Source organism: Marinomonas dokdonensis (assembly GCF_052747885.1).
Genome location: NZ_JBRAND010000002.1, coordinates 19,316 through 41,123 on the forward strand (window position 1 = coordinate 19,316; position 21,808 = coordinate 41,123).

Here is a 21,808-nt window from a genome sequence, read left to right on the forward strand (position 1 = left end):
CTTAATATTGTGAGAAACGGGCCTCGGCCCGTTTTTTTACAGAGGCTTCTGAAAAGACAAATCTTTTCAGAAGCTTTTTTCGTTTATAATTTATGCTAATTACAGCAAGTGATACAAGACTATGACTGACATCAAAAAAGTAAACCTATTGGGTTTATCCCCTGAGAAACTGATCGAGTTTTTCGAATCAATCGGTGAGAAAAAATTCCGTGCTACCCAGGTGTTGAAATGGATACACCAAAAAGGCGCGGAAAGTTTCGATGAAATGACCGATGTTAGTAAAGCATTGCGCGCTAAGCTGGAAACCATTTGTGAGATTCGTGCTCCTGAAGTAGTGTCGCAAAACATTTCTCAAGATGGCACGCGAAAGTGGATCATTCGCACGGAAGGTGGCAAAAATGACTGCGTAGAAACCGTGCTGATTCCTGATGGCGATCGCGCCACCTTGTGTGTTTCGTCGCAAGTAGGTTGTTCTCTTGATTGCAGTTTTTGTTCGACGGGTAAACAGGGCTTTAACCGCAACTTAACACCGGCTGAAATCATTGGTCAGGTTTGGATAGCGATTAAATCCTTTGGTCCTATGGATCCAAATGGTCCGCGCCGAGTGACTAACGTGGTGATGATGGGCATGGGTGAGCCCTTGATGAATTTTGAGCCTGTGGTGGATGCCATGATTCTTATGATGCATGACCATGCCTACGGTCTATCTAAGCGCCGTGTGACTTTGAGTACGTCTGGCGTTGTGCCAAAAATCTATGAATTGGTAAAGCGCACGGATGTGTCGTTAGCCATTTCATTGCATGCGCCTAATGATCCGCTGCGTAATGAGTTGGTGCCGATTAACAAAAAGTACCCAATTGCTGAATTGCTCGAAGCTTGTCAGCATTATTTAGAGAACTTGCCTGATAAACGTCATATCACCATAGAGTACACTCTGATGTCTGGAGTGAATGATAACGAAGAGCAAGCCGTTGAGCTGGCAGACTTATTGAAGGATTTAGAGTGTAAGATTAACTTGATTCCTTTTAACCCGTTCCCGCACTCTGGTTATGAGAAGCCTTCTAATAATCGCACTCGTCGTTTCCAGAAAATTCTAGCGGATGCTGGCTATACTGTTACCGTGCGAACCACAAGAGGAGATGATATCGATGCCGCTTGTGGTCAGCTGGTTGGCGATTTTCACGATAAAACTCGACGCAGCCAAAAGTATATCGAGTTACGCGAAGTGAAAAGCTAATCTAACAAAAAGTTAAACGTAAACAACGCTTTAGAGACAAGGATGTCATGATGCGCCATTTACCTTTGATGCTGAGCTGCAGTGTCTTACTTTGCTCCGCTTGTAGCTATCAACCCGTACCCACAGATCGACAGGCATTTAATCATGCTGAACGCCTAGCCTTAATTCAAACCCACCTTTTACTGGGTCAGTGGCCACAAGCCAAGAAACAATTGGAACTAATTCCCGAATCTGGGCGTCTACTTGAGTATTGGCGATTAAAAAGTCTTTACGTTTTGAGTGTGGAGGATTCAACCAGAGCGATGGCGATACACGAAGAGGGCTTATCGCACTTTTCTGAAGATGACTTTCTTCTAAATAATTATGGGGTGCTGCTTGGCCAAGTAGGAGCGTGGCAAGAAGCCTGTGAAGCGTTTCGAAAAGCCAGTAACGGTGGACTCTCGATACGTCAATCTGTGTGGATTAACCTCGCTCGATGTGGAATACGTCAATATGATGTAAACTTAGCGACTGTAGCTATAAAAGAAGCAAAAGAAATTGCGGATTTACCCCTGTTAGGTTTGATGACAGAGCTTAATCTTGTTTTAATACAAGACAATATAACAACTGCTCGCCTTATTTTAAAAAACATTCAGGCGGATAAAAAAATTGCCCGACATTCGGTGCATTTTGAAGAATACAACTGTCTGTCGCGGCAAGTAAACGCACGCGAGACTGACCTTACACTGTATTCATCTGCGAGCGCTTTTTCGTGCCTGAATAGCTCAAGGTATTAACATGACAACTGAACCACAAATAGATGCAGCTATCGATACGGCGGCGTCAACTGACATTAATATTGGCGCAACATTAACATCACAACGTATCGCTTTAGAATTAGACGAACGCCAAGTGGCAACAGCCCTTAAAATATCTATTGAGCAGGTTCGCGCTCTAGAGGCGAACCAGTTTGAGAAATTCCGCTCCACCACTTTTGCTCGTGGTTTCTTAAAAAGCTACTGCCGTTTAGTTAAACTGAATGAAGTGGCTATGATTGCCGCATTTGATAGCCTAAAAGCCTCACCTGAACCAAACATAAAGCCTGTTGATAAAGTCAATAAACAGACCCATTTGGGCGACCCCATTATTGTGCTGATCTCTGTCTTGATTGCGGCGGTTATTATCTTTCTAGCCTTTTGGTGGCCGACCTTATCTCAAGACAGTGGCGGGGTTGGCACTGCTCTGTCTGATGCACCGCAAGAATCCTTCACTGAACAACCGACTGCCCAGCCTAATTTGAGCGACGATGTTGTGACTGAAGAATTAGCCACCCTTCCAGAACAAACTAATGTAATTGATCCCATTGTTGATTTGTCTGCTGATGAGGAGGTTGTAACAGGTCTTTCAGCAGAGAAGCTTGCTTTACTTGAAGAGGCTGGGGTGAGTGAGGAAGTGGTTGTTGAAGCGACCAAACAAGCGACGGTTAAAGCGCCTATAACGACCACACCAGAACCAGAACCTGTAGCAAGTTATAAAGATGAGATAGTCATAGATTTTTCAGCTGATTGTTGGACCGAAGTACGCGATAATAGCGGCAGAATTTTGTATTCCGGTGTGAAATCTGCGGGCAGTCAGCTGACTTTGAACGGCCAAGGGCCTTACCGTGTGGTTTTAGGTTATGCACCGGGCGTTTCGTCTTTGGTATACAAGGGTGAACAATTCGACTTTTCATCATTTGTAGGGAAAGATTTGGCTCGCTTTGAGCTCAAGTAGAGAATTTTATGCATTTTGAATCTCCGATAAAACGTCGCCACTCTCGCCAAATTATGGTGGGAAATGTTCCTGTAGGCGGCGGAGCACCAATCAGCGTGCAAAGTATGACGAACACTGAAACCTGTGACGTGGAGGCAACGGTCGCACAGATTCGTGCTATTACTGAAGCTGGAGCAGATATTGTTCGTGTCTCTGTGCCTTCAATGGATGCTGCAGAAGCGTTTAAACTCATTCGCCAGCAAGTAGATGTGCCGTTAGTCGCTGATATCCATTTCGATTACAAAATCGCCTTAAAAGTTGCCGAATACGGTGTAGATTGTTTGCGTATCAACCCCGGTAATATCGGTAACAAAGACCGTGTTCGTGCCGTTGTTGATTGTGCCAGAGATAAAAACATACCGATTCGGATTGGTGTTAATGCAGGCTCTCTCGAAAAAGACTTACAGAAAAAATACGGTGAACCGACACCTGATGCACTAGTCGAATCAGCTTTTCGACAAATCCAGTATTTTGATGAACTTGATTTTCATGAATACAAATTAAGTTTGAAAGCTTCTGATGTCTTTATGACAGTCGAGGCGTATCGCAAAATTGCCAGCCAGATTGATAATCCTTTACACCTTGGTATTACTGAAGCTGGTGGCTTACGTTCAGGTACAGTGAAATCTTCCATTGGCTTAGGGTTGTTGCTAATGGATGGTATAGGTGACACGTTACGAGTGTCGTTAGCCGCTGACCCAGTGCAAGAAATCAAAGTGGGTTGGGATATGCTGCGCAGTTTGAAACTGCGTAATCGTGGTATCAACTTTATTGCTTGCCCAAGCTGTTCCCGTCAGAATTTCGATGTCATCAAAACCATGAACCAATTAGAAGAGCGCCTCGAAGATATCGTTGTGCCAATGGATGTGGCGGTGATTGGTTGTGTGGTGAATGGCCCAGGTGAAGCGAAAGAAGCGGATATTGGTCTTGCTGGTGGTTCTCCAAATAACTTGGTGTATCAAGACGGTAAGCCTAGCAGCAAAACTAAGAATGAAACTCTAGTAGACGATTTAGAAAAAATGATTCGCGAGAAGGCTGCTGTGAAAGAGCGCGAAAACGCGAATATTATTGCAAAAGATTAAGGAATGGGTGTGGCACGTAAAATTCAAGCGATTCGAGGAATGAATGACATTCTCCCTGGTCAATCCTCTGTATGGCAGTATCTAGAAAAGACAGTCGCTGATGTCGTGAAGTCTTATGGTTATCAGCAAATTCGTTTTCCGGTGGTTGAAAATACGGATTTGTTTAAGCGCGGTGTAGGGGAAGCGACCGACATCGTTGAAAAAGAAATGTACACCTTTGATGACCGCAACGGCGAATCGCTAACCCTTCGTCCTGAAGGTACTGCTAGCTGTGTTCGTGCTGCGGATCAAGCAGGCTTACTTTATAACCAAGTGCAAAGACTTTGGTACATAGGGCCAATGTTCCGTTACGAGCGCCCTCAGAAGGGTCGCTACCGTCAGTTCCACCAAATTGGTGTGGAATCCTTTGGTATGCCAAGTGCAGATGCAGATGCGGAGCTGATTATTTTGACTGCCCGTCTTTGGCAGCAACTAGGGCTAATTGAGCAGGTTGAATTACAGCTAAACACAATCGGTTTAGCCAGTGAGCGTGAAACCTACAAAGCCGCCTTAGTGGAATATTTAACCACGTATAAAGACGATTTGGATGAAGACAGCCAACGCCGCCTGACGACTAACCCTCTAAGAATTCTTGATTCAAAAGACACCAAAACCCAGCAAGTTCTAGAAGGTGCGCCAAATTTAGAAGACTTTATTGGTGAAGAGTCTCAAGCCCATTTTGATCGTTTGCAGGCCATGCTAACGGCAAATGGTATTGCATTTGTAATTAACCGTCGTCTAGTACGAGGTTTGGATTACTATGGAAAAACTGTATTTGAATGGGTAACCAGTCACCTAGGCTCACAAGCAACAATTTGTGCCGGTGGCCGTTATGATGGACTGGTTGAACAGTTGGGTGGCAAGTCCACGCCTGGGGTTGGCTTTGCCATGGGTGTTGAGCGTCTAGTGTTGCTGTTAGAAACACTAGATTTGATCCCTGGGGCAGCAAAAGAAAGAACAGATATTTTTATTGCCAGTTTCGGTGACGACGCTGAACTTACTTCCAGTGTATTGGCTGAAACCCTACGAAGTCATCAGCAAGATTGGGTTGTGCTACGCCATTGTGGTGGTGGTAATTTTAAGAATCAAATGAAGAAGGCCGACAAATCAGGGGCGCAATTTACGCTGATTCTTGGTCAAGAAGAAGTAGATAAAGGCCTTTGCCAAGTGAAAAATATGCTGACGGGCGAGCAGCAGAGCTGTGAATTGGCAGATGTCGCTGAATATTTAGAATCACAATTTAATTAATCCCAGTTGTCATACTCTTAATAGAGTCTTGAACCGGTATAAGGAATTAGAAATGTCTGAATTAAAGACAGAAGAAGAACAAATTGAAGCGTTTAAAACCTGGTGGAAGAAGAACGGCACGGCATTAGTGTTGGCGGTCGCTGTCGGTGTTGGTGGCTACTTTGGCTTCCAAGCTTGGCAAACCAGCAAGCTAAACCATACCAGTGAAGCGTCAGAGTTGTATCAAAATTTAGTGCAGGCTTCAGCCGATCTATCTGTTGAGGCTAACCAAAAAACGGTTACTTTTATCGCACAACAATTAAATGATGATTACAGTGATACAGGCTATGCCATGTTTGCCAAGCTTTTCAGTGCGCGAGTGAGTGCTGAAAACGGTGAGTATGATCAAGCTATATCGACCTTGGAAACAGCTCTTGCTAACACAGAAGATGCCTCCTTCATTGCGATTACGAACTTGCGTATTGCTCAATTACGTCTACAAACGAAAGATTTCGATGGTGCTTTGGCGCAATTGAATCAAGTCACGGCGGCAGAATTTATGGCGCAAAAGCATGAATTAAAAGGTGATGCTTTAATTATGCAAGGTAAGCGTGATGAAGCGCGTGTTGCCTATGAAGAAGCTGAAGCCTCTTTAGCAACTGGTGTTACCCACCCATTATTAGACATTAAACTTAAAGACTTAGTAAAAGGCTAACTATGAGTAAGTCACTTTTGGTCGGCATACTATCGGCATTCTTGGTATTGCAAGGGTGCTCTTCGGCACTCCCGAAGCCGCCACCGATAGATAGCGAGGTAGAACTGCAAACTGCTTGGCAAATCGGTGTTGATGCTAGGTATGGAAAGCCTGGAGCTAGATTAAATTTATTGGCGGACGAAGGTGACTTATTTTTCGTAACCGATAGAGGCACTGTATATCAGGTGGTACAGGATGATGGCCGCAAGAAAGTCTTTATTTACACAGACTATGAGCCAAGCACAGGGGTGACTCGCAACGGAGACACTCTCTATTACGGCACTTTTGATGCGAAGTTAGTTGCGGTTTCCATCAGCGAAGAAAAAGTTTTATGGGAAAAACCGCTAAGTTCAGAAATTTTATCTGAATCAGCTTATGCAGCTGGCAAACTTGCCGTGCAAACCGCTGACGGTTGGTTAAGTGTTCTGGATGCCAGCAACGGTGAAATATTGTGGCGAGTGAAGGAAGACTTACCCGCATTAACGATCCGCGGTACCAGTGTTCCAGTGATCTCTGAAGGCAAGCTTATTGTCGGTTTGGCGAATGGTGAGCTCAAAACGTATGACTTAAACTCAGGCGATTTACTTTGGTCTTACGAGGTTGGAAAACCAGAAGGCCGTTATGAAATTGAGCGCTTAAGCGATGTCGACGGAAGACTTGCGGTAAAAGATGGTATTGTGTACGCAGCGGCTTATAATGGCACGCTTGTGGCATTGTCCATATCGACTGGCCGCCCAGTTTGGCAACGTAGTGTGTCAAGCTCTGTAGGTGTCGCTATCTCAGGAGATGTCCTCTCTGTTGTCGACGTTGACAGTAAAGTTTTGGCTTTTAACGCCAAGAATGGCTCAGAGTTGTGGAGTAATGAAAGCCTAGCGGATCGTGACTTATTAGCCCCTGTATTCCTGAAGGACTATGTGGCTGTGCTCGATCGTGGTAGTTATGTCCACTTGCTCGATCTCGTAACGGGCGAAGTGAAAGGACGAAGAATAGTAGAAGCAGATGTTCCTTATGGTGGGCGTATGGTTTCAAATGGCGATAAGCTCTTTGTCATCACCGCGAAAGCCGGTATCACTGCATTCAGCTACAGAAATTATTAAGATTTCTTTATTAGCGATTTTTTAAGAGGCTGTCACTTCTTTGCGGAGTGACAGCCACTTTTGTATTTTTATAGGTAAAAAAATGATTCCAGTAATTGCATTGGTAGGTAGACCCAATGTTGGCAAATCGACTCTCTTCAACCGCTTAACACGATCCCGTGATGCCTTGGTTGCAGATTATCCAGGCTTAACTCGTGACCGTAAATACGGTGACGGAAAAGTCGGAGAGCATGAATTTATTGTTATTGATACTGGTGGTATCAGTGGTGATGAGCAGGGCATTGACGAGAAAATGGCTCGCCAATCCTTGTTGGCCATTGAAGAGGCTGATGCGGTTTTATTCTTAGTAGATGGTCGTCATGGGCTTAATCCTGCGGATGAAATGATTGCGAATCATTTGCGTCGTTCTAATAAGCCTGTCTCCCTTGTAGTCAACAAGACCGACGGTATTAATGAAGATATCGCATTGGCTGACTTTTACTCTCTGGGTCTTGGTGAGTTGCATCCTATCGCTGCGGCCCATGGTAAAGGGGTACATATCTTACTTGATAAGGTTATGTTGCCATTTGCTAAACAGGTTGAAGAAGCCAAGAGTCAAATCAGCTTGTCTTCTAAAGGCATTCGTATTGGTGTGGTTGGGCGTCCAAACGTTGGTAAGTCAACGCTCGTCAACCGTATGCTGGGTGAAGATCGAGTGGTGGTGTATGACATGCCGGGTACAACCCGTGATAGTGTTTATATTCCCTATGTGCGCCACGATAAAGAATACACTCTGATTGATACTGCCGGTGTGCGTCGTCGTAAGCATGTTAAAGAAGCGGTTGAAAAGTTCTCGATTGTGAAAACTCTACAAGCGATTCAAGACGCAAACGTAGTGATCGTGGTGATTGACGGTCACGAAGACTTAGTTGAGCAAGATCTACACATGATTGGCTATGTACTCGATGCTGGCCGTGGTGTAGTTATCGCGATCAACAAGTGGGATGGCTTGGCGAAAGATGAGCGTGAGCACATTAAGAAAGAGGTTGAGCGACGCTTAGGCTTCGTACCTTACGCTAAGGTTCACTATATATCAGCCTTGCATGGTACGGCGGTGGGGGATTTATACGATACCATCGAAAGTACTTATGAATCCTGTTATGCGAAATGGTCAACTAACCGCCTGACGCGTATTTTGGAAGATGCGGTCAGTGAGCACCAACCACCTATGGTGAATGGACGCCGCATTAAATTGCGTTATGCTCACCAAGGGGGCTCTAACCCCCCACGTATCGTGGTGCATGGTAATCAGACAAACTCTTTACCGGGGAGCTACAAACGCTACTTAGAGAATAAATTTAGGACCGTGCTGAATATCACTGGCACACCGATTTCCTTTGAATTTAACTCTTCAGAGAACCCATTCGCTCCGAAAAAGTAAGCGACTGTCCTTCTGATAAACTAATGCCCTTCTTTGCTTGCAAAGAGGGGCATTTTTTTAGCAAAAACACATAAAATTTCTTTCTAAAACCCACGTTATTGACTATTCTCGCGACATCGGATTCCTTCCTTTTTATAGCGCTTTATTTCGAAGTGCTGGCTATTTCTGTTCGAGGAAATATTTATGAAAATTGCCATTTTATCGCGTAACCCTAGGCTTTATTCCACCCGTCGTTTAGTCGAAGCGGGGGAGCAACTTGGTCACGAAGTTGATGTGATTGATACCATGCACTGCTACATGGACATCACCAGTAGCAACCCTTCGGTACGATATGATGGTAAGCCTTTACCTAAATACGATGCGGTGATTCCTCGTATTGGCGCATCGGTTACTTTCTACGGTACCGCGGTGGTGAGACAGTTTGAAATGATGGGAACCTACAGCATCAACGAGTCTGTCGCCATTAGCCGTTCTCGGGACAAACTGCGCTCTTTACAACTTATGTCTCGAAAAGGCCTAGGTTTACCGAAAACAGGTTTTGCTAACCACCCAGATAAAATCAGTGACTTATTGAAAAATGTCGGTGGTGCGCCAGTGGTGATCAAGCTACTTGAAGGGACCCAAGGTATAGGTGTGGTGTTGGCAGAGTCTAATAAAACCGCAGAATCGATAATCGAAGCTTTTATGGGCTTAAAAGCCAACATTTTGGTGCAAGAGTACATTAAAGAAGCGGGTGGTGCGGACATTCGTTGCTTGGTAGTGGGCGGTAAAGTTATTGCGGCCATGAAACGCCAAGGTGCTGAAGGGGAGTTTCGTTCTAATCTACACCGTGGTGGCACGGCTTCCTTGGTTAAGTTATCCCCAGAAGAGCGCCGTACCGCTGTAGAAGCCGCAAAAGCTATGGGCCTTAATATGTGTGGTGTGGATATCTTACGCTCTAATAATGGTCCTTTAATCATGGAGGTGAACTCTTCTCCTGGCCTAGAAGGCATTGAGACGGCAACCGGCAAAGATGTGGCAGCGATGATTATTCAGCACATTGAGAAAACCGCAGAGACAGGCACGACCAAAACCAAAGGTAAAGGCTAATGGCGAAAGACATTTTAACAATTGGTGGAACGGATGTTCCGTTAGGTGGTACGGCTCGTATTGAGTTGCCTATGGTGAAGCTTTACACCGATACCAATATGTCGATGCCTGTTTATGTGAAGCGGGGTAAACGCAGTGGCCCTACTTTGTTTATCAGTGCAGCCGTGCACGGTGATGAGCTCAATGGTATTGAGATCATTAGTCGTATTATTCAAAGCAAATATCTCGATAGTCTAAAAGGCACCTTGATTGCTGTGCCTTTTGTGAACGGCTATGGGGTATTGAGCCAAAGTCGTTATTTACCAGATAGACGGGATTTAAACCGCTCGTTTCCTGGTTCTAAGCGTGGTTCACTCGCTGGGCGTGTGGCGGATCGTTTCTTAAGCGAAATCGTGGCGAAAGCGGATTATGGTATCGATTTGCATACGGGGAGTTTGCATCGAAGTAACTTGCCGCAAGTACGTGCCAACTTAGACGACCCGGAAATTATGACTATCGCAAAAGCCTTTGGCGTGCCTGTGGTGTTGAACTCTAACTTACGGGACGGATCATTACGTGAATGTGCGGATGATGTGGGCACCAAAGTCATTTTGTACGAAGCGGGTGAGGCGCTACGCTTTGATGAACTGTCTATACGCGCTGGTGTGAAGGGCATTGTTGGGGTGATGCGACATTTAGGCATGCTCGCTAAATCGCGCAGTAAAAAGTCCTTGTCGGAGCCAAGGATTGCCCGCAGCAGTAGTTGGATTCGTGCCACAGACAGTGGTTTTACCACTCATATTAAAGAGCTGGGTGACCTAGTGGAAAGCGGTGATGTACTGGCTGAGATTAAAAGCCCTTACGGGGACGTTTTGGATCAAGTGCTGTGCAAAAATGGTGGCATAATCATTGGCAAGCAAAACATTCCTTTGGTGCAAGAAGGGGATGCCATGTATCACATTGCCCACTTTACCTCACCTGATGAAGTGGCAGGTCACGTGGAAAGTATGCAGGACGAGTTGATGGACAGTGACCGTATACCGCCAAGCTTTGTCGCCCAGTTGTAAGTGGATTTGATAAAAATGACACCTATTATGTCTAAATTTTCATAATAAACATGAATAAAGTAACAAAGATGTAATCATGGTGTCATTTAACTCTGGCCTATCGTAGCGGGTCGAGCTTTTCATTAGAATCGCAACTAAATCAAGTTGAGGTTCTTATGTTTATTATTCGCGCGTTTCTTTATCTTATTTTTGTGGCTGTGGTCGCTCAAATGGTCACCTTTGAAGGTTTCCAGCAACTTACTTTAGCGGAATACAGTGAACGTTCAATGGTCGAATATTTGCAAAGTGCATTATTGATCATCGCTTGTGGGATGTTTTATTTCTCATCTCGTTTGCATCAAGGTCTTAACATAGCGGCAAGATTAACCGCCGCTTTGCTGGCGATGATGTTCGTACGAGAGTCCGATGCTTTCCTAGATGCTTATGTGTTTGATGGCGCTTGGCAAATGCTGGTGTTGTCTATTATTGTGCTGACTTTATACTCCTTACGTGGTCACTTTCGTGACATTTATGCTTCGCTAAAAAGTTACTCAGAGCATCCAAGCTTTGGTATTTTCCTTGCTGGTTTTGTCACAGTGTTAGCTTTTTCACGATTAATGGGACGCGGAGTTTTCTGGCAGTCTTTGATGGGTGAAAGCTATATGCGCGTAGTCAAGAATGTGGTGGAAGAGGGGATTGAAACCCTTGGCTATGCATTAATTGTTATTGCCGCCTCTGAGCTATTAGTATTCTGCTGGTCATATCAGAAGAAGCATCAGCAGCAAGCATTAAAAAGACATGGCGTGCTAAAAGAGGCGTCGGTTTAAGGAGCAATACAGCACTAAGTTCATTTAAAAAATCCCAACTTTGAGTAATCAGAGTTGGGATTTTTTTATGGCTAAGTCATGGATTATTGGGCACGAGATTTAACTTTTCTGCGCTTTTTGACTGGGCTATGTGCGCTTGTTGGTGCCGCGCCATTGGGACGAACTGCTTGGCCAGTTTTGTGCTTCTTGCGAGCTTTTTCCGTTGCAATGTTTTTGGCATTGGTTGGACGGTTACTGGTATGAGAAGCGCCTGTCTGTTGACCCGGCTTGGCATTTTTAGGGCGTCTTGAAACTTGTCTGTCTTTATCTTCAGGGGGCACAAGCTTATTCGTGCCATGGCCAATCAGATCCGCCCGACCCATTTGTATTAGGGTGTTTCTTAAGTCTTTCCAATTGCTGGCATCGTGATAGCGTAAAAAGCCTTTTTGTACGGTACGCTGTTTGTAGTCTTTCGGGGTATAAACCTCTTCACTCTTATAGGTGACAGGTTTTAATGGGTTTTTACCTGAGTGGTACATGGCGGTCGCCAAAGACATAGGCGATGGGTAAAAGGTTTGTACCTGATCGGGTTTAAAGTCATTGGTTTTTAACCACAGTGCCAGATTCATCATGTCTTCATCTGAGCTACCTGGGTGGGCGGCAATGAAATAAGGAATCAAATGCTGCTTTTTGCCCGCTTCTTTAGAGTATTTATCGAACATGCGCTTGAAGCGTTCATAAGTTCCCATTCCAGGTTTCATCATCTTGGATAGGGTGTCTTTTTCAGAATGCTCTGGGGCAATCTTTAATAAGCCGCCAACGTGATGAGTCACCAGTTCTCGAACATATTCTGGGTCTTCTACTGCTAGGTCATAACGAAGACCAGAGGCGATAGAAACAGTGTGGATGCCTTCGACCGCTCGAGTCTTACGGTACAGCTGAGTGGTAGGGCTGTGATCTGTGTTTAGGTTTGAACAAATGGTCGGGTAGACACAGGACAGTTTACGACAAGAGGCCTGCACTTCATCGTCATTACAGTTCAAGGTGTACATGTTCGAGGTTGGGCCACCGAGATCGGAAATATGCCCAGTAAAGCCCGGTACTTTTGCCTTAATATCCTCGATCTCGCTTAAGATAGATTCGTGGGATCGGGACTGTATGACTCGGCCTTCATGTTCGGTGATGGAGCAAAAAGTACAACCACCAAAGCAGCCACGCATGATGTTGATCGATGTTTTTATCATGTCATAGGCTGGGATACGGGCCTTTTTGTATTTAGGGTGCGGCACACGAGCATAAGGTAAATCAAATACGCCATCCATTTCAGGTGTTTCTAATGGAATTGGTGGTGGATTTACCCAGATTTCTTTTTTACCGTGCTTCTGAATCAGCGCACGAGCGTTATGAGGGTTAGACTCAAGGTGCAAAATACGTGACGTATGAGCGTATAGCACAGGGTCTTTTGACACCTTTTCAAAAGAAGGTAGCCGAATGTAGGTTTTTTCCGGGTCGAGTTTCTCTCCACGCCGTAATGGCGCAGGAATGACTCGAATAGGCATGACGTCCGATTCTTCTTCGTTGTCTTTGGTTTGGCATTTGCCTTCAGGAATATACTCGTAAGGGCTGTAAATTTTATCAACCTTGCCAGGCCAGTCGACTCGTGTGGAATCTATTTCTGTATAGCCACCAGGCGGTGCATCGCGAACTATGGTGGTACCACGAATATCGGTTAGCTCATTCAAGGTTTTTCCCATAGCGAGCTGGTGAGTTACTTCAATCATCGCGCGCTCAGCATTCCCGTATAAAAGAATATCGGCGGTTGAATCAATGAGTACTGAGCGACGCACCTCGTCACTCCAGTAATCATACTGGGCAATACGACGCAGGCTGGCCTCGATACCACCTACCATGACAGGCACATCTTGGAAGGCTTCTTTACAACGCTGAGAGTAAACAATTACCGCGCGGTCTGGGCGTTTTCCGCCAATTCCATAAGGCGTGTAGGCATCGTCATTACGTACTTTTAAATCTGCCGTGTAGCGGTTGATCAAAGAATCCATGTTGCCAGCGGTAACGCCGAAATACAGGTTAGGACGACCTAAACGCTGAAAGTCATCGACGTTGCGCCAGTCTGGCTGGTCGATAATGCCAACGCGATAGCCTTGAGCCTCCAAAAGTCTGCCTAAAACCGCCATCCCAAAACTTGGGTGATCCACATAAGCATCACCAGTGACAATGATGACATCACAGCTGTCCCAGCCAAGTTGGTCCATTTCTTCACGAGTGGTGGGTAAAAAAGGTGAAACCCCATAGCACTCAGCCCAATAGGATGGGTAAGAAAATAATGGTTTAGCGGTCTTATGTCGTTTGATCATTGGCTACTCTTGCGATTTTGAAAGGGCTTTAGTCAAAATAGACTGGCCTAACAAAAAATGGATTTTATCAATAAATATTTACACGGCATTATCCCAGAAAACGACTCAGGTATATAGTAAAACTCGTATCACTCAAGAAGCACTTGGAGGCGTGATATGCCAAACACTTTCTTCAAAAAAGTCATAACCACGTTCTTTGTATTGAAGATTGGTTTCGACTAAGTTTTCGCTCACTATTTTTTTAATGTTGTTTCCCCAGCGATTGACGATAAAGTCATCGTTGACGGCAAAAGGAGGGGTGTCCGGTGTGCCGTCATGTTGTAGTGCGACCAACAACACAAAAGGATCTGCCTTGAGGCGGGCCTTGGTATGGTCAACATAAAGGTCGCGTTTACTCTCCGGCATGGCAATCATGGCTGCTCGGTCATAGCAGGCATCAAAACCCTGTTCTTGAAAGTGGAAATAATCCCCTTCAATAATGCGTAAGGGTAGACCCATGATAGTATGGATTTTTAGTTCCCCTTGTTGCTCGGTTTCGTAGGACAAGTCGTTGTCCCCTAAAAACTGTACGACAGCCAGAGGAGAAAGCTCTACACCTGTGACTTGATAACCTTGTTCGGCAAGCCAGATAAGGTCATGAGATTTTCCGCATAAGGGCACTAGAACTCGGCTGTTTTTGGGGAGTTGAGGCCAAAATTCTATCAAGCGAGGGTTTACACCCTCTTGATGAAAGCCGATCCGTCCGGTTTGCCAACGGTCTAGCCAAAAATCATTTGTTATCACAATAACCTCCAATAGAGCGGTTTTATAAGTTTGCCTTGCTGGCGGACAAAGCCAAATAACAGTAACGTAACGGCTTGCTCGCACTGGTAACTGAGAAGACTCAGACGATCATATTTTGCGTCTGATGAACAGTATTTTTACACAGCAATTACTGCAATTTAACGATGGAATTATGATGAATTTAGAAAATGCTCCTCAGCACATACAATTGGCCGTGGATCTGATTGAGTTATTAGAGACAAATCAGGTAGCAGATGACGTGGCAGTAGAGGCTTTACGAATAGTTTTGGCGGATTATGAAAGGAAATTGCTGGATAAGAATGACTAGCCCTTTGTCTTGTTTAATAAAGGGCTAGTCAGTAAGCTGCTTAAATTTTAAATAACGTCGCTTTGGTTTCGTACTCTTTTGTCACCTGGCTAATATTATGGCTGCTTTTTGAAAGCTCTTTCATTAGCTCGGCCAACTGGTCTATGGATTGCGCGTTCTTATCTACTTTTTCGTAGATGGTAGCAATTATGCGTTCTTGCTCTTGGGTGTCTTGCGCAATGTCATTACTTGCACTCGCCACCTGGTTTACATCTTTGGCGCGCTTAAGCAAGTCGTCAGAGATTTTTAGGGTGTGTTCAACACTAATAGCGGTACGTTCTTTACCAGACTCAATTGAGCGCACGGTTTTCTCTACACTGGTGTTTAGATTCGCCAGTACTTTTTCTATTTCGTCTGTGGATTCACTGGAGCGTTGCGCTAATGTTCTTACTTCGTCCGCCACTACGGCAAAACCACGACCCGTTTCTCCTGCACGAGCAGCCTCAATAGCCGCATTAAGGGCTAGTAGGTTCGTTTGTTCAGAAATGCCTCGAATAGAATCCAGCAAAGCGGTAATGGCATCAACATCCGTTGTTAGGTTTTGCAGTGAGGTCGATATTGCTGAGGTGTCTTTTGACAGCAATTCCATGTCTTGCATGATGGCCAACGCCTGCTGGCTGTCTTTAACGGTATCTTGCTCCAACACTTTGACAGTGTCCGCAGACTCAATACTGTTATTCGCCACCCGTTTCATAGATTGAGAGACCGCTTGGGCAGAGGTCGTCATGTCTTGAGATCTATTTAAGCTTTTATCAACACTCGCATGGGCTTTCTGGCTGATTTTATCAATCTGTTGACTGGTAGAAACCAAGCTGGTGGCAATTCCTCGATAGTCCGAAAACAGTTTTGCTAATTGATCTAGCAAATTATTTAGTGAAATTTCAGCACTTGAGGAAGGCTTATCGATACGAATCGACAGATCGTTACTCTTGGAAATTTTCTCAATAGCATTGGCAATTTTTATATTGGCGGAAGACTCTTTCGTCATTAAGAAAGCCATATAAATCAGTATGGCAGCCTCAGCGATGGCAAAAGCACAATGAACTATCATTACCCCCATGTGATGAGGACCTGCAAAAATCATGATTGGCATGTCGCCAATATGCACGCCAGCCATCTGCACAAACATAAAGCCAATATGGTAAACCGCCGTGGTTAATAGGGCGGCAATGATGGGTTGCCATTTTTGGTAAATGAGGAAGAGCACCATGGACGCAAAAATATGAAAGTGCATTTCAATCATGCCCAGTTGGCTTTGAATTAAAGAGGATGAGACCAGCATCATCAGTATGCCAGCCAGCACAGAAAAGGTTGTGCGCCCTTTAAATAGGCTGTAGGCCGCTTGCGTACAAATGAATAAAACAGCAGCGGCGACCAAAGTAAAGTCTAGTAGTTTGGCACCAATGAAGCCGCTAAGAATAAGGATAGGAATTTGAGCCAATAAAAAGCGGTATAGAAACACATCGTTTCTAAGGGTTTTGATAGAGGGTTCTGTCATGTCTTTGTCCAGTATGTTGCGTGGTTGCCTAAAATGATGAGTTCAATATGAAAATCAACTTACTTGTCCACTCACCATTCGTTTTTGCTAATCAATCCATACGTTGCATTATCCCATGTGGGTCATAAGTTTATAGGCTTTTACGAAATGTTTACAAAGCATTAAGGTTACTCATGTGTAACGTTTTGTTGGTTAAATTTTTAGGCATGAGTAGAGTCCTGGGTTTTAAACCGTATAATGGGGCTATTTAGAATTAAAGAGCGATATTTTGCATACATTAAAACAACTCAACAGCGGTGAATTAAAAGGCATTAAACGCCTACAAATTGCTGATAACCTTACCCAATTTCCTCCGGCTATTTACGAGCTTGCTGATAGCCTAGAGATCTTAGATTTATCGAACAATGCGCTAACTGATTTACCGGATGATCTGGACAGATTAACCAAGCTTCGCATTGTGTTTTGTTCGAATAACCAATTTACTGAGCTGCCTGAAGTGTTAGGCCGTTGTTCGAAGCTTGAAATGATTGGCTTTAAAAACAATCAGATCGAGCAGGTGTCAGAAAAAGCTTTGCCGGTTCAAACTCGTTGGTTAATTTTGACGGACAATCAGCTGACTCAATTACCTGACAGCATAGGTCGCCTAAAGCCCCTGCAAAAATTAGCGTTAGCTGGTAATCAATTGACGGTGTTGCCGGACAGTTTAGGCCAGTGTCAGAACCTAGAATTGATTCGTTTATCCGCGAACCAACTGCAAGCCTTTCCAGAAGTACTGCTCAAATTGCCAAAACTGGCTTGGTTAGCTTTTTCGGGCAATCCATTTTGTGCTCCTCGTGACCCTCATGATGACTTTAAAACCGTTGCGAGCCAAGATTTAACCCTACAAGAGGTGTTGGGGCAGGGCGCATCTGGCGTTATTTCCAAAGCAACATGGGTTCATAATGCTTTGAGTTTGCCTAATGAAGTAGCGGTGAAAGTATTTAAGGGAGAGGTCACCAGTGATGGTTACCCTGAGGATGAGTTGGATGCCTGCTTGGCGACTGGCAGCCATGACAATCTAGTCAAACCCTTGGCGAAAATTAGTGAGGCGGATCAGTCTGCTTTAGTGATGGAGTTGATCCCTGAGGTTTATACTAACCTTGGCCAACCGCCGAGTTTAGTCAGCTGTACTCGTGACACCTTTACCCAAGGGCAAGCATTCAGTATTGGACAGATTGAACAAATCGTTGAGCAAATGGCGTCTTTGCTTAAACATTTTGCCGAGCGCAAGATTAGCCATGGGGATTTATATGCACACAATGTGCTGATCAATAACGACACAGGTCATATTCTGTTTGGTGATTTTGGTGCGGCTTCCAAATATGGACACCTTAGGGAAGACATACAAGAGGGGATTGCAAACGTTGAATTGCGAGCTTTTCACTATTTTGTGGAAGATATGTTAAGTCTTTGTGTGGCGGAAGATCTCAACAGCAAGGCTTATCAAACTCTGAAAGCCAGTATTGCCTAACCTTGTTTTGGTTTCTCGCTAGGCACAAAAAAGCCGCTGATAAACAGCGGCATTTAAAACACACTGTACTTTAAAGTGCTTTAGCGGCGGCGGTTAAGCGAACGGCTTGGTCGCAAGCATTGGCAAGTTCTACACCTTTTTTCACGAAGTGGCGGCTAAAGTAGTCTTTATGCTCATCATGTTCATGGAAGTTGTGCGGTGTTAGAACGGCTGTAAGAACAGGGATTTCAGTTTCTAACTGAACCTGCATTAGGGCACTACAAACCGTTTGGGCAACGAAGTCATGGCGATAAATACCACCATCAACCACTAAGGCGCTGCCAGCGATAGCTGCGTATTGGCCGCTTTTTGCGAGCAGTTTAGCTTGTAGGGGAATTTCATAAGCACCCGGCACAGGGATAACATCAATTAAGGCTGCATCATAGCCGCGGGCAGTTAACTCTTTCTTAAATCCATCCAAACAATTCAACACAATATCTTCATGCCAAGAGGCGTGAAGAAAAGCAATGCGTTGTGTTGCAGGTGTAAAATTCGTTGAGCTCTGATTCATTGGTAAATCCTATATATAAAAGGTGAATCAGGGCGAACGGACAGGCAAATACACCATTTCAAAATGGCATACCTAGTAGACAAGGGGCACAAAAAAGCCAACCTTGTTTGAGGTTTTGTCTGACACGCTCTCTATCATCCGGACTATAACCGTCGGCTCTGGAGTCACACCAGATCTGCTGACCCTAACAAAACAGAAGTCTGTTAGGCGCTCGCGGGCTTAGAAATAAATTCTTTACCGCCGGTGGGGAATTTCACCCCGCCCCGAGAACGAAATCGGAATTTCCGATGGGGCAAATATACGTTGTTTGAGCGCTTGGTGTCAAAGTGTCAGCTGCATAAAAAGCATTTTGCACGATGAGTTCCATTTTATTTACCAATTTAATCAAAGCATTACTGGCTGAAGTTTCCTCAAGCATTATCCTAGTCTTTTCATGCCGTCAAAGTTGCAATCGGTGTACAATGGCGGCATTTGCAGTACTGCTGCCCACTTTAAATGTAGAGAGACAATGAGCAAGCTATTTGTAATGGGTATGGGCCCCGGTGATTTAGATTTAGTCGCGCCAAAAGCGACACAAGCCCTAGCGGCCTGCACTGATTGGGTTGCCTATGGGTATTATTTAGAATTACTGGGTGACTTAAGTCAGGGTAAGACCTTTCATGATTTACCTTTAGGGGAAGAAATAGGCCGTGCCCGCTTAGCGTTGGATTTGGCGGCACAAGGCAAAACCACCGCACTGATCTCTAGTGGTGATATTGGCATTTATGCCATGGCCACCTTGGTGTTTGAATTGCTGGATCTACAATTACAAGGCAAAGAGAACCATCCTGAGTGGTTAGACGTAGATATTGAAGTGATTCCGGGTATTTCCGCCATGCAAGCGGGAGCGAGTCGCGTAGGGGCCATATTGGGTCATGATTTTTGTACCATTTCCTTGTCGGATTTGCTGACCCCATGGGAAACCATAGATAAACGTCTACATGCCTGTGGCGCAGGGGATTTTGTGGTGTCGTTTTATAACCCAGTGTCCCGCAAGCGGGATTGGCAATTAAACCATGCCCGTGATGTCTTATTGCAGTATCGCCCGGCGAGTACTCCAGTAATGATTGGTCGTCAGCTAACGCGTCCAGAAGAACAGGTGCGTTTTATCACCCTAGGGGAATTAGACGCTAAAGATGTGGATATGTTCACCATGGTCAGTGTGGGGAATTCCGATACTAAGCACATAGTGAATGGCGACAAACAGTGGATATATACGCCACGGGGCTATTCGAAGAAACTCTAGGGGAAAGCATGACAGTTTATTTTATAGGCGCAGGTCCTGGTGACCCCGACTTGATGACAGTGAAAGCGGTGAAAACCATGGAACGCTGTCCGGTTGTTTTGTACGCCGGTTCGTTAATTCCGACCCAAGTGATCGACAGTGTGCGTGACAAGGCGGAAGCCATTCATGATACGGCGCAAATGAACCTTGAAGAAACCACTGCGGTGATCGCCAAGGCCCACCAAGAGGGTAAAGATGTTGCGCGCTTACAGTGCGGTGATCCTGCTTTATATGGCGCCATTGGCGAACAAATTCGTCGACTCGAAGCCTTGGATATTGACTATCAGGTGATACCCGGCGTGAGTGCGGTGGCGGCATCGGCGGCTATGTTGAAAAAAGAGCTGACCCTATCTGGTGTGTCGCAAACTGTGATCATGACGCGCTATGAAGGCAAAACCCCTTTTCCTGAACGTGAGCGTTTACCTGCGTTAGCACAAAGTGGTGCAACCTTAGCCATTCACCTTGGGGTGACTCGTATCCATAAAATTGTTGAGGAGCTGATTCCTCATTATGGTGAGGATTGTCCTGTGGCTGTGTGTTACCGCACAAGCTGGCCAGATCAAGATTATGTCACCGGCACATTGGCGGATATTGTTGCCAAAGTACGCGCTAAAAAATTCACCCGTACCAGCTTGATTCTAGTCGGCAAGGTGCTGGATACCGAAGAGTTTGCGGATTCCTATTTATACGATAAATCTCAGGCACACATTTTTCGCAAAATACATAAAACAAAAAAGGATTCCTCATGCAGTTAAATAAGATACCAACCACCATAGTGACGGGATTTTTAGGCAGTGGTAAAACCACCCTGTTATCCAATGTACTTAAGCAAGCGGCGGGTAAACGCATCGCGGTGATTGTTAATGAGTTTGGTGAACTTGATATCGATTCAGACCTTTTGCGTGCTTGCCCATTAGATTGTGAAGACGGACAAGAAGAAGCCACCCGTAGCGAGGAAGGCTTTTACGAACTTGCCAATGGTTGTATTTGCTGCACGGTGGAAGAAGAATTCCTACCTGTCATGGAGCAACTGGTGGCGCGCCGTGATGACATCGACCACATTCTGATTGAAACCAGTGGCTTGGCCTTGCCAAAACCTTTGGTGCAAGCATTCAACTGGCCGGGTATTAAAGAGCATTGTACGGTTGACGCTGTGATTACCGTGGTGGACGGCCCAGCCGTGGCAGCAGGGCGCTTTGCTCATAATGAAGAACAAGTTCAGCAGCAGCGTTTGGCCGATGACAGCCTAGATCATGACCCAAGTTTGCAAGAACTGCTTGATGATCAATTAAGTGCCGCGGACTTGGTTGTGGTCAGCAAGAATGACCTATTGAACGAAGCAGAGCGCGCTAGGGTCGAAGCTGTCATCAGTCATGAAGTGCCAAATACCGTAAAAACCGTCTACATAGAGAATGGTGAAGCGGCTCTAGACATGTTGCTAGGCATTGATGCGGCCACCGAAGAGCGCATTAGCCAGGTGCATAATCATCACGACCACCACCATGCCCATGGGGAACATCATGATCATGCCCATGACCATTTTGATTCTTTCGTGGTGAAACTTGGCGAAGTGCAATCGGAATTACTGCAACAGGCCCTAACTCAGCTGGTGGAGGAGCATAATATATACCGTGTAAAAGGTTTTGCGGCGGTTAATGGAAAGCCTATGCGCCAAGTGTTCCAAGTGGTCGGTAAGCGTCTTGATCGTTACTTTGACCGCTTGTGGCAGGCGGATGAGATCCGTCAAACTCAGCTAGTGTTTATTGGCAAGGGCATTAATCAAGCCATGATTGAAGATGCCTTGAACGATGCGTTAAGCGCCTAATAGGCAAGT

General features: G+C 45.2%; 20 protein-coding genes and 1 riboswitch. Of the genes, 16 read left to right on the forward strand and 4 right to left on the reverse strand.

The window, feature by feature from the left end:
• Positions 1-121 precede the first annotated feature (121 nt).
• The 11 genes from rlmN (at position 122) to ACUM5Y_RS04675 (ending at position 11,588) form a co-directional block, all read left to right on the forward strand.
• Positions 122-1,237, forward strand: coding sequence for a dual-specificity RNA methyltransferase RlmN (gene rlmN / locus ACUM5Y_RS04625; protein ID WP_445975692.1), 1,116 nt, complete (start codon positions 122-124; stop codon positions 1,235-1,237).
• A gap of 47 nt (positions 1,238-1,284) precedes the next feature.
• Complete coding sequence (locus tag ACUM5Y_RS04630) at positions 1,285-2,013, forward strand: hypothetical protein (RefSeq protein ID WP_445975693.1); 729 nt, start codon at positions 1,285-1,287, stop codon at positions 2,011-2,013.
• A gap of 1 nt (position 2,014) precedes the next feature.
• On the forward strand, positions 2,015-2,989 hold the full coding sequence (locus ACUM5Y_RS04635) for a RodZ domain-containing protein (protein ID WP_445975694.1): 975 nt from the start codon (positions 2,015-2,017) through the stop codon (positions 2,987-2,989).
• An 8-nt stretch (positions 2,990-2,997) separates the two neighbouring features.
• Positions 2,998-4,110 (forward strand): flavodoxin-dependent (E)-4-hydroxy-3-methylbut-2-enyl-diphosphate synthase, encoded by a 1,113-nt coding sequence (ispG, locus tag ACUM5Y_RS04640; RefSeq protein WP_445975695.1) that lies wholly within the window; start codon positions 2,998-3,000, stop codon positions 4,108-4,110.
• 9 nt (positions 4,111-4,119) lie between these two features.
• Positions 4,120-5,397 (forward strand): histidine--tRNA ligase, encoded by a 1,278-nt coding sequence (gene hisS, locus ACUM5Y_RS04645; protein WP_445975696.1) that lies wholly within the window; start codon positions 4,120-4,122, stop codon positions 5,395-5,397.
• Positions 5,398-5,449: 52 nt separating this feature from the next.
• On the forward strand, positions 5,450-6,091 hold the full coding sequence (locus ACUM5Y_RS04650; RefSeq protein ID WP_445975697.1) for a YfgM family protein: 642 nt from the start codon (positions 5,450-5,452) through the stop codon (positions 6,089-6,091).
• 2 nt (positions 6,092-6,093) lie between these two features.
• The gene (bamB, locus tag ACUM5Y_RS04655; protein WP_445975698.1) at positions 6,094-7,227 is read left to right on the forward strand and encodes an outer membrane protein assembly factor BamB; all 1,134 of its coding nucleotides are present in this window, start codon (positions 6,094-6,096) and stop codon (positions 7,225-7,227) included.
• A gap of 82 nt (positions 7,228-7,309) precedes the next feature.
• Complete coding sequence (gene der / locus ACUM5Y_RS04660) at positions 7,310-8,647, forward strand: ribosome biogenesis GTPase Der (RefSeq protein ID WP_445975699.1); 1,338 nt, start codon at positions 7,310-7,312, stop codon at positions 8,645-8,647.
• A 183-nt stretch (positions 8,648-8,830) separates the two neighbouring features.
• A complete protein-coding gene (gene rimK / locus ACUM5Y_RS04665; RefSeq protein ID WP_445975700.1) occupies positions 8,831-9,736 on the forward strand; it encodes a 30S ribosomal protein S6--L-glutamate ligase in 906 nt (301 codons plus the stop codon).
• Positions 9,736-10,782 carry a succinylglutamate desuccinylase/aspartoacylase family protein gene (locus ACUM5Y_RS04670; protein ID WP_445975701.1) on the forward strand — a complete coding sequence of 349 codons (1,047 nt, stop codon included), beginning with the start codon at positions 9,736-9,738 and terminating at the stop codon, positions 10,780-10,782. The genes rimK and ACUM5Y_RS04670 overlap by 1 nt, the downstream gene beginning before the upstream one ends.
• A 155-nt stretch (positions 10,783-10,937) precedes the next feature.
• Complete coding sequence (locus ACUM5Y_RS04675) at positions 10,938-11,588, forward strand: hypothetical protein (RefSeq protein WP_445975702.1); 651 nt, start codon at positions 10,938-10,940, stop codon at positions 11,586-11,588.
• Between the two features lie 83 nt (positions 11,589-11,671).
• Here the strand turns inward: ACUM5Y_RS04675 and ACUM5Y_RS04680 are convergent, their stop codons facing one another.
• Together ACUM5Y_RS04680 and ACUM5Y_RS04685 are read right to left on the reverse strand one after the other, a co-directional pair.
• On the reverse strand, positions 11,672-13,942 hold the full coding sequence (locus tag ACUM5Y_RS04680) for a YgiQ family radical SAM protein (RefSeq protein WP_445975703.1): 2,271 nt from the start codon (positions 13,940-13,942) through the stop codon (positions 11,672-11,674).
• A gap of 132 nt (positions 13,943-14,074) precedes the next feature.
• Positions 14,075-14,725 carry a class I SAM-dependent methyltransferase gene (locus ACUM5Y_RS04685; protein WP_445975704.1) on the reverse strand — a complete coding sequence of 217 codons (651 nt, stop codon included), beginning with the start codon at positions 14,723-14,725 and terminating at the stop codon, positions 14,075-14,077.
• A gap of 172 nt (positions 14,726-14,897) precedes the next feature.
• Between ACUM5Y_RS04685 and ACUM5Y_RS04690 the strand changes: the two genes are divergently transcribed.
• Positions 14,898-15,053 (forward strand): YbaM family protein, encoded by a 156-nt coding sequence (locus ACUM5Y_RS04690; RefSeq protein WP_445975705.1) that lies wholly within the window; start codon positions 14,898-14,900, stop codon positions 15,051-15,053.
• 40 nt (positions 15,054-15,093) lie between these two features.
• Here ACUM5Y_RS04690 and ACUM5Y_RS04695 read toward each other — a convergent pair whose 3' ends face one another.
• The gene (locus ACUM5Y_RS04695) at positions 15,094-16,590 is read right to left on the reverse strand and encodes a methyl-accepting chemotaxis protein (RefSeq protein WP_445975706.1); all 1,497 of its coding nucleotides are present in this window, start codon (positions 16,588-16,590) and stop codon (positions 15,094-15,096) included.
• A 268-nt stretch (positions 16,591-16,858) separates the two neighbouring features.
• Here ACUM5Y_RS04695 and ACUM5Y_RS04700 point away from each other — a divergent pair, with 268 nt between their 5' ends.
• Entirely contained in the window at positions 16,859-18,100 is a 1,242-nt protein-coding gene (locus ACUM5Y_RS04700) for a leucine-rich repeat domain-containing protein (RefSeq protein ID WP_445975707.1), read from the forward strand.
• Between the two features lie 70 nt (positions 18,101-18,170).
• On the opposite strand, the gene ACUM5Y_RS04705 is transcribed toward ACUM5Y_RS04700, so the two are convergent.
• Entirely contained in the window at positions 18,171-18,650 is a 480-nt protein-coding gene (locus tag ACUM5Y_RS04705) for a 6,7-dimethyl-8-ribityllumazine synthase (RefSeq protein ID WP_445975708.1), read from the reverse strand.
• 122 nt (positions 18,651-18,772) lie between these two features.
• Positions 18,773-18,925, reverse strand: a riboswitch (FMN riboswitch).
• A 233-nt stretch (positions 18,926-19,158) separates the two neighbouring features.
• On the opposite strand from ACUM5Y_RS04705, the gene cobJ reads away from it, so the two are divergent.
• The 3 genes from cobJ to cobW are packed head-to-tail and all read left to right on the forward strand — an operon-like array spanning position 19,159 to position 21,799.
• Positions 19,159-19,935, forward strand: a complete 777-nt coding sequence (gene cobJ / locus ACUM5Y_RS04710) for a precorrin-3B C(17)-methyltransferase (protein ID WP_445975709.1) — start codon at positions 19,159-19,161, stop codon at positions 19,933-19,935.
• A gap of 8 nt (positions 19,936-19,943) precedes the next feature.
• On the forward strand, positions 19,944-20,729 hold the full coding sequence (gene cobM / locus ACUM5Y_RS04715) for a precorrin-4 C(11)-methyltransferase (protein ID WP_445975710.1): 786 nt from the start codon (positions 19,944-19,946) through the stop codon (positions 20,727-20,729).
• Complete coding sequence (cobW, locus tag ACUM5Y_RS04720) at positions 20,720-21,799, forward strand: cobalamin biosynthesis protein CobW (protein ID WP_445975711.1); 1,080 nt, start codon at positions 20,720-20,722, stop codon at positions 21,797-21,799. The genes cobM and cobW overlap by 10 nt, the downstream gene beginning before the upstream one ends.
• Positions 21,800-21,808: the final 9 nt, after the last annotated feature.

Bases quoted from the DNA above. Each gene is read 5' to 3' on its own strand.
- rlmN (WP_445975692.1), top strand. From the start codon at position 122: ATGACTGACATCAAAAAAGTAAACCTATTGGGTTTATCCCCTGAGAAA.
- ACUM5Y_RS04630 (WP_445975693.1), top strand. From the start codon at position 1,285: ATGATGCGCCATTTACCTTTGATGCTGAGCTGCAGTGTCTTACTTTGC.
- ACUM5Y_RS04635 (WP_445975694.1), top strand. From the start codon at position 2,015: ATGACAACTGAACCACAAATAGATGCAGCTATCGATACGGCGGCGTCA.
- ispG (WP_445975695.1), top strand. From the start codon at position 2,998: ATGCATTTTGAATCTCCGATAAAACGTCGCCACTCTCGCCAAATTATG.
- ACUM5Y_RS04650 (WP_445975697.1), top strand. From the start codon at position 5,450: ATGTCTGAATTAAAGACAGAAGAAGAACAAATTGAAGCGTTTAAAACC.
- bamB (WP_445975698.1), top strand. From the start codon at position 6,094: ATGAGTAAGTCACTTTTGGTCGGCATACTATCGGCATTCTTGGTATTG.
- der (WP_445975699.1), top strand. From the start codon at position 7,310: ATGATTCCAGTAATTGCATTGGTAGGTAGACCCAATGTTGGCAAATCG.
- rimK (WP_445975700.1), top strand. From the start codon at position 8,831: ATGAAAATTGCCATTTTATCGCGTAACCCTAGGCTTTATTCCACCCGT.
- ACUM5Y_RS04670 (WP_445975701.1), top strand. From the start codon at position 9,736: ATGGCGAAAGACATTTTAACAATTGGTGGAACGGATGTTCCGTTAGGT.
- ACUM5Y_RS04675 (WP_445975702.1), top strand. From the start codon at position 10,938: ATGTTTATTATTCGCGCGTTTCTTTATCTTATTTTTGTGGCTGTGGTC.
- ACUM5Y_RS04680 (WP_445975703.1), bottom strand. From the start codon at position 13,942: ATGATCAAACGACATAAGACCGCTAAACCATTATTTTCTTACCCATCC.
- ACUM5Y_RS04690 (WP_445975705.1), top strand. From the start codon at position 14,898: ATGATGAATTTAGAAAATGCTCCTCAGCACATACAATTGGCCGTGGAT.
- ACUM5Y_RS04695 (WP_445975706.1), bottom strand. From the start codon at position 16,590: ATGACAGAACCCTCTATCAAAACCCTTAGAAACGATGTGTTTCTATAC.
- ACUM5Y_RS04705 (WP_445975708.1), bottom strand. From the start codon at position 18,650: ATGAATCAGAGCTCAACGAATTTTACACCTGCAACACAACGCATTGCT.
- cobJ (WP_445975709.1), top strand. From the start codon at position 19,159: ATGAGCAAGCTATTTGTAATGGGTATGGGCCCCGGTGATTTAGATTTA.
- cobM (WP_445975710.1), top strand. From the start codon at position 19,944: ATGACAGTTTATTTTATAGGCGCAGGTCCTGGTGACCCCGACTTGATG.
- cobW (WP_445975711.1), top strand. From the start codon at position 20,720: ATGCAGTTAAATAAGATACCAACCACCATAGTGACGGGATTTTTAGGC.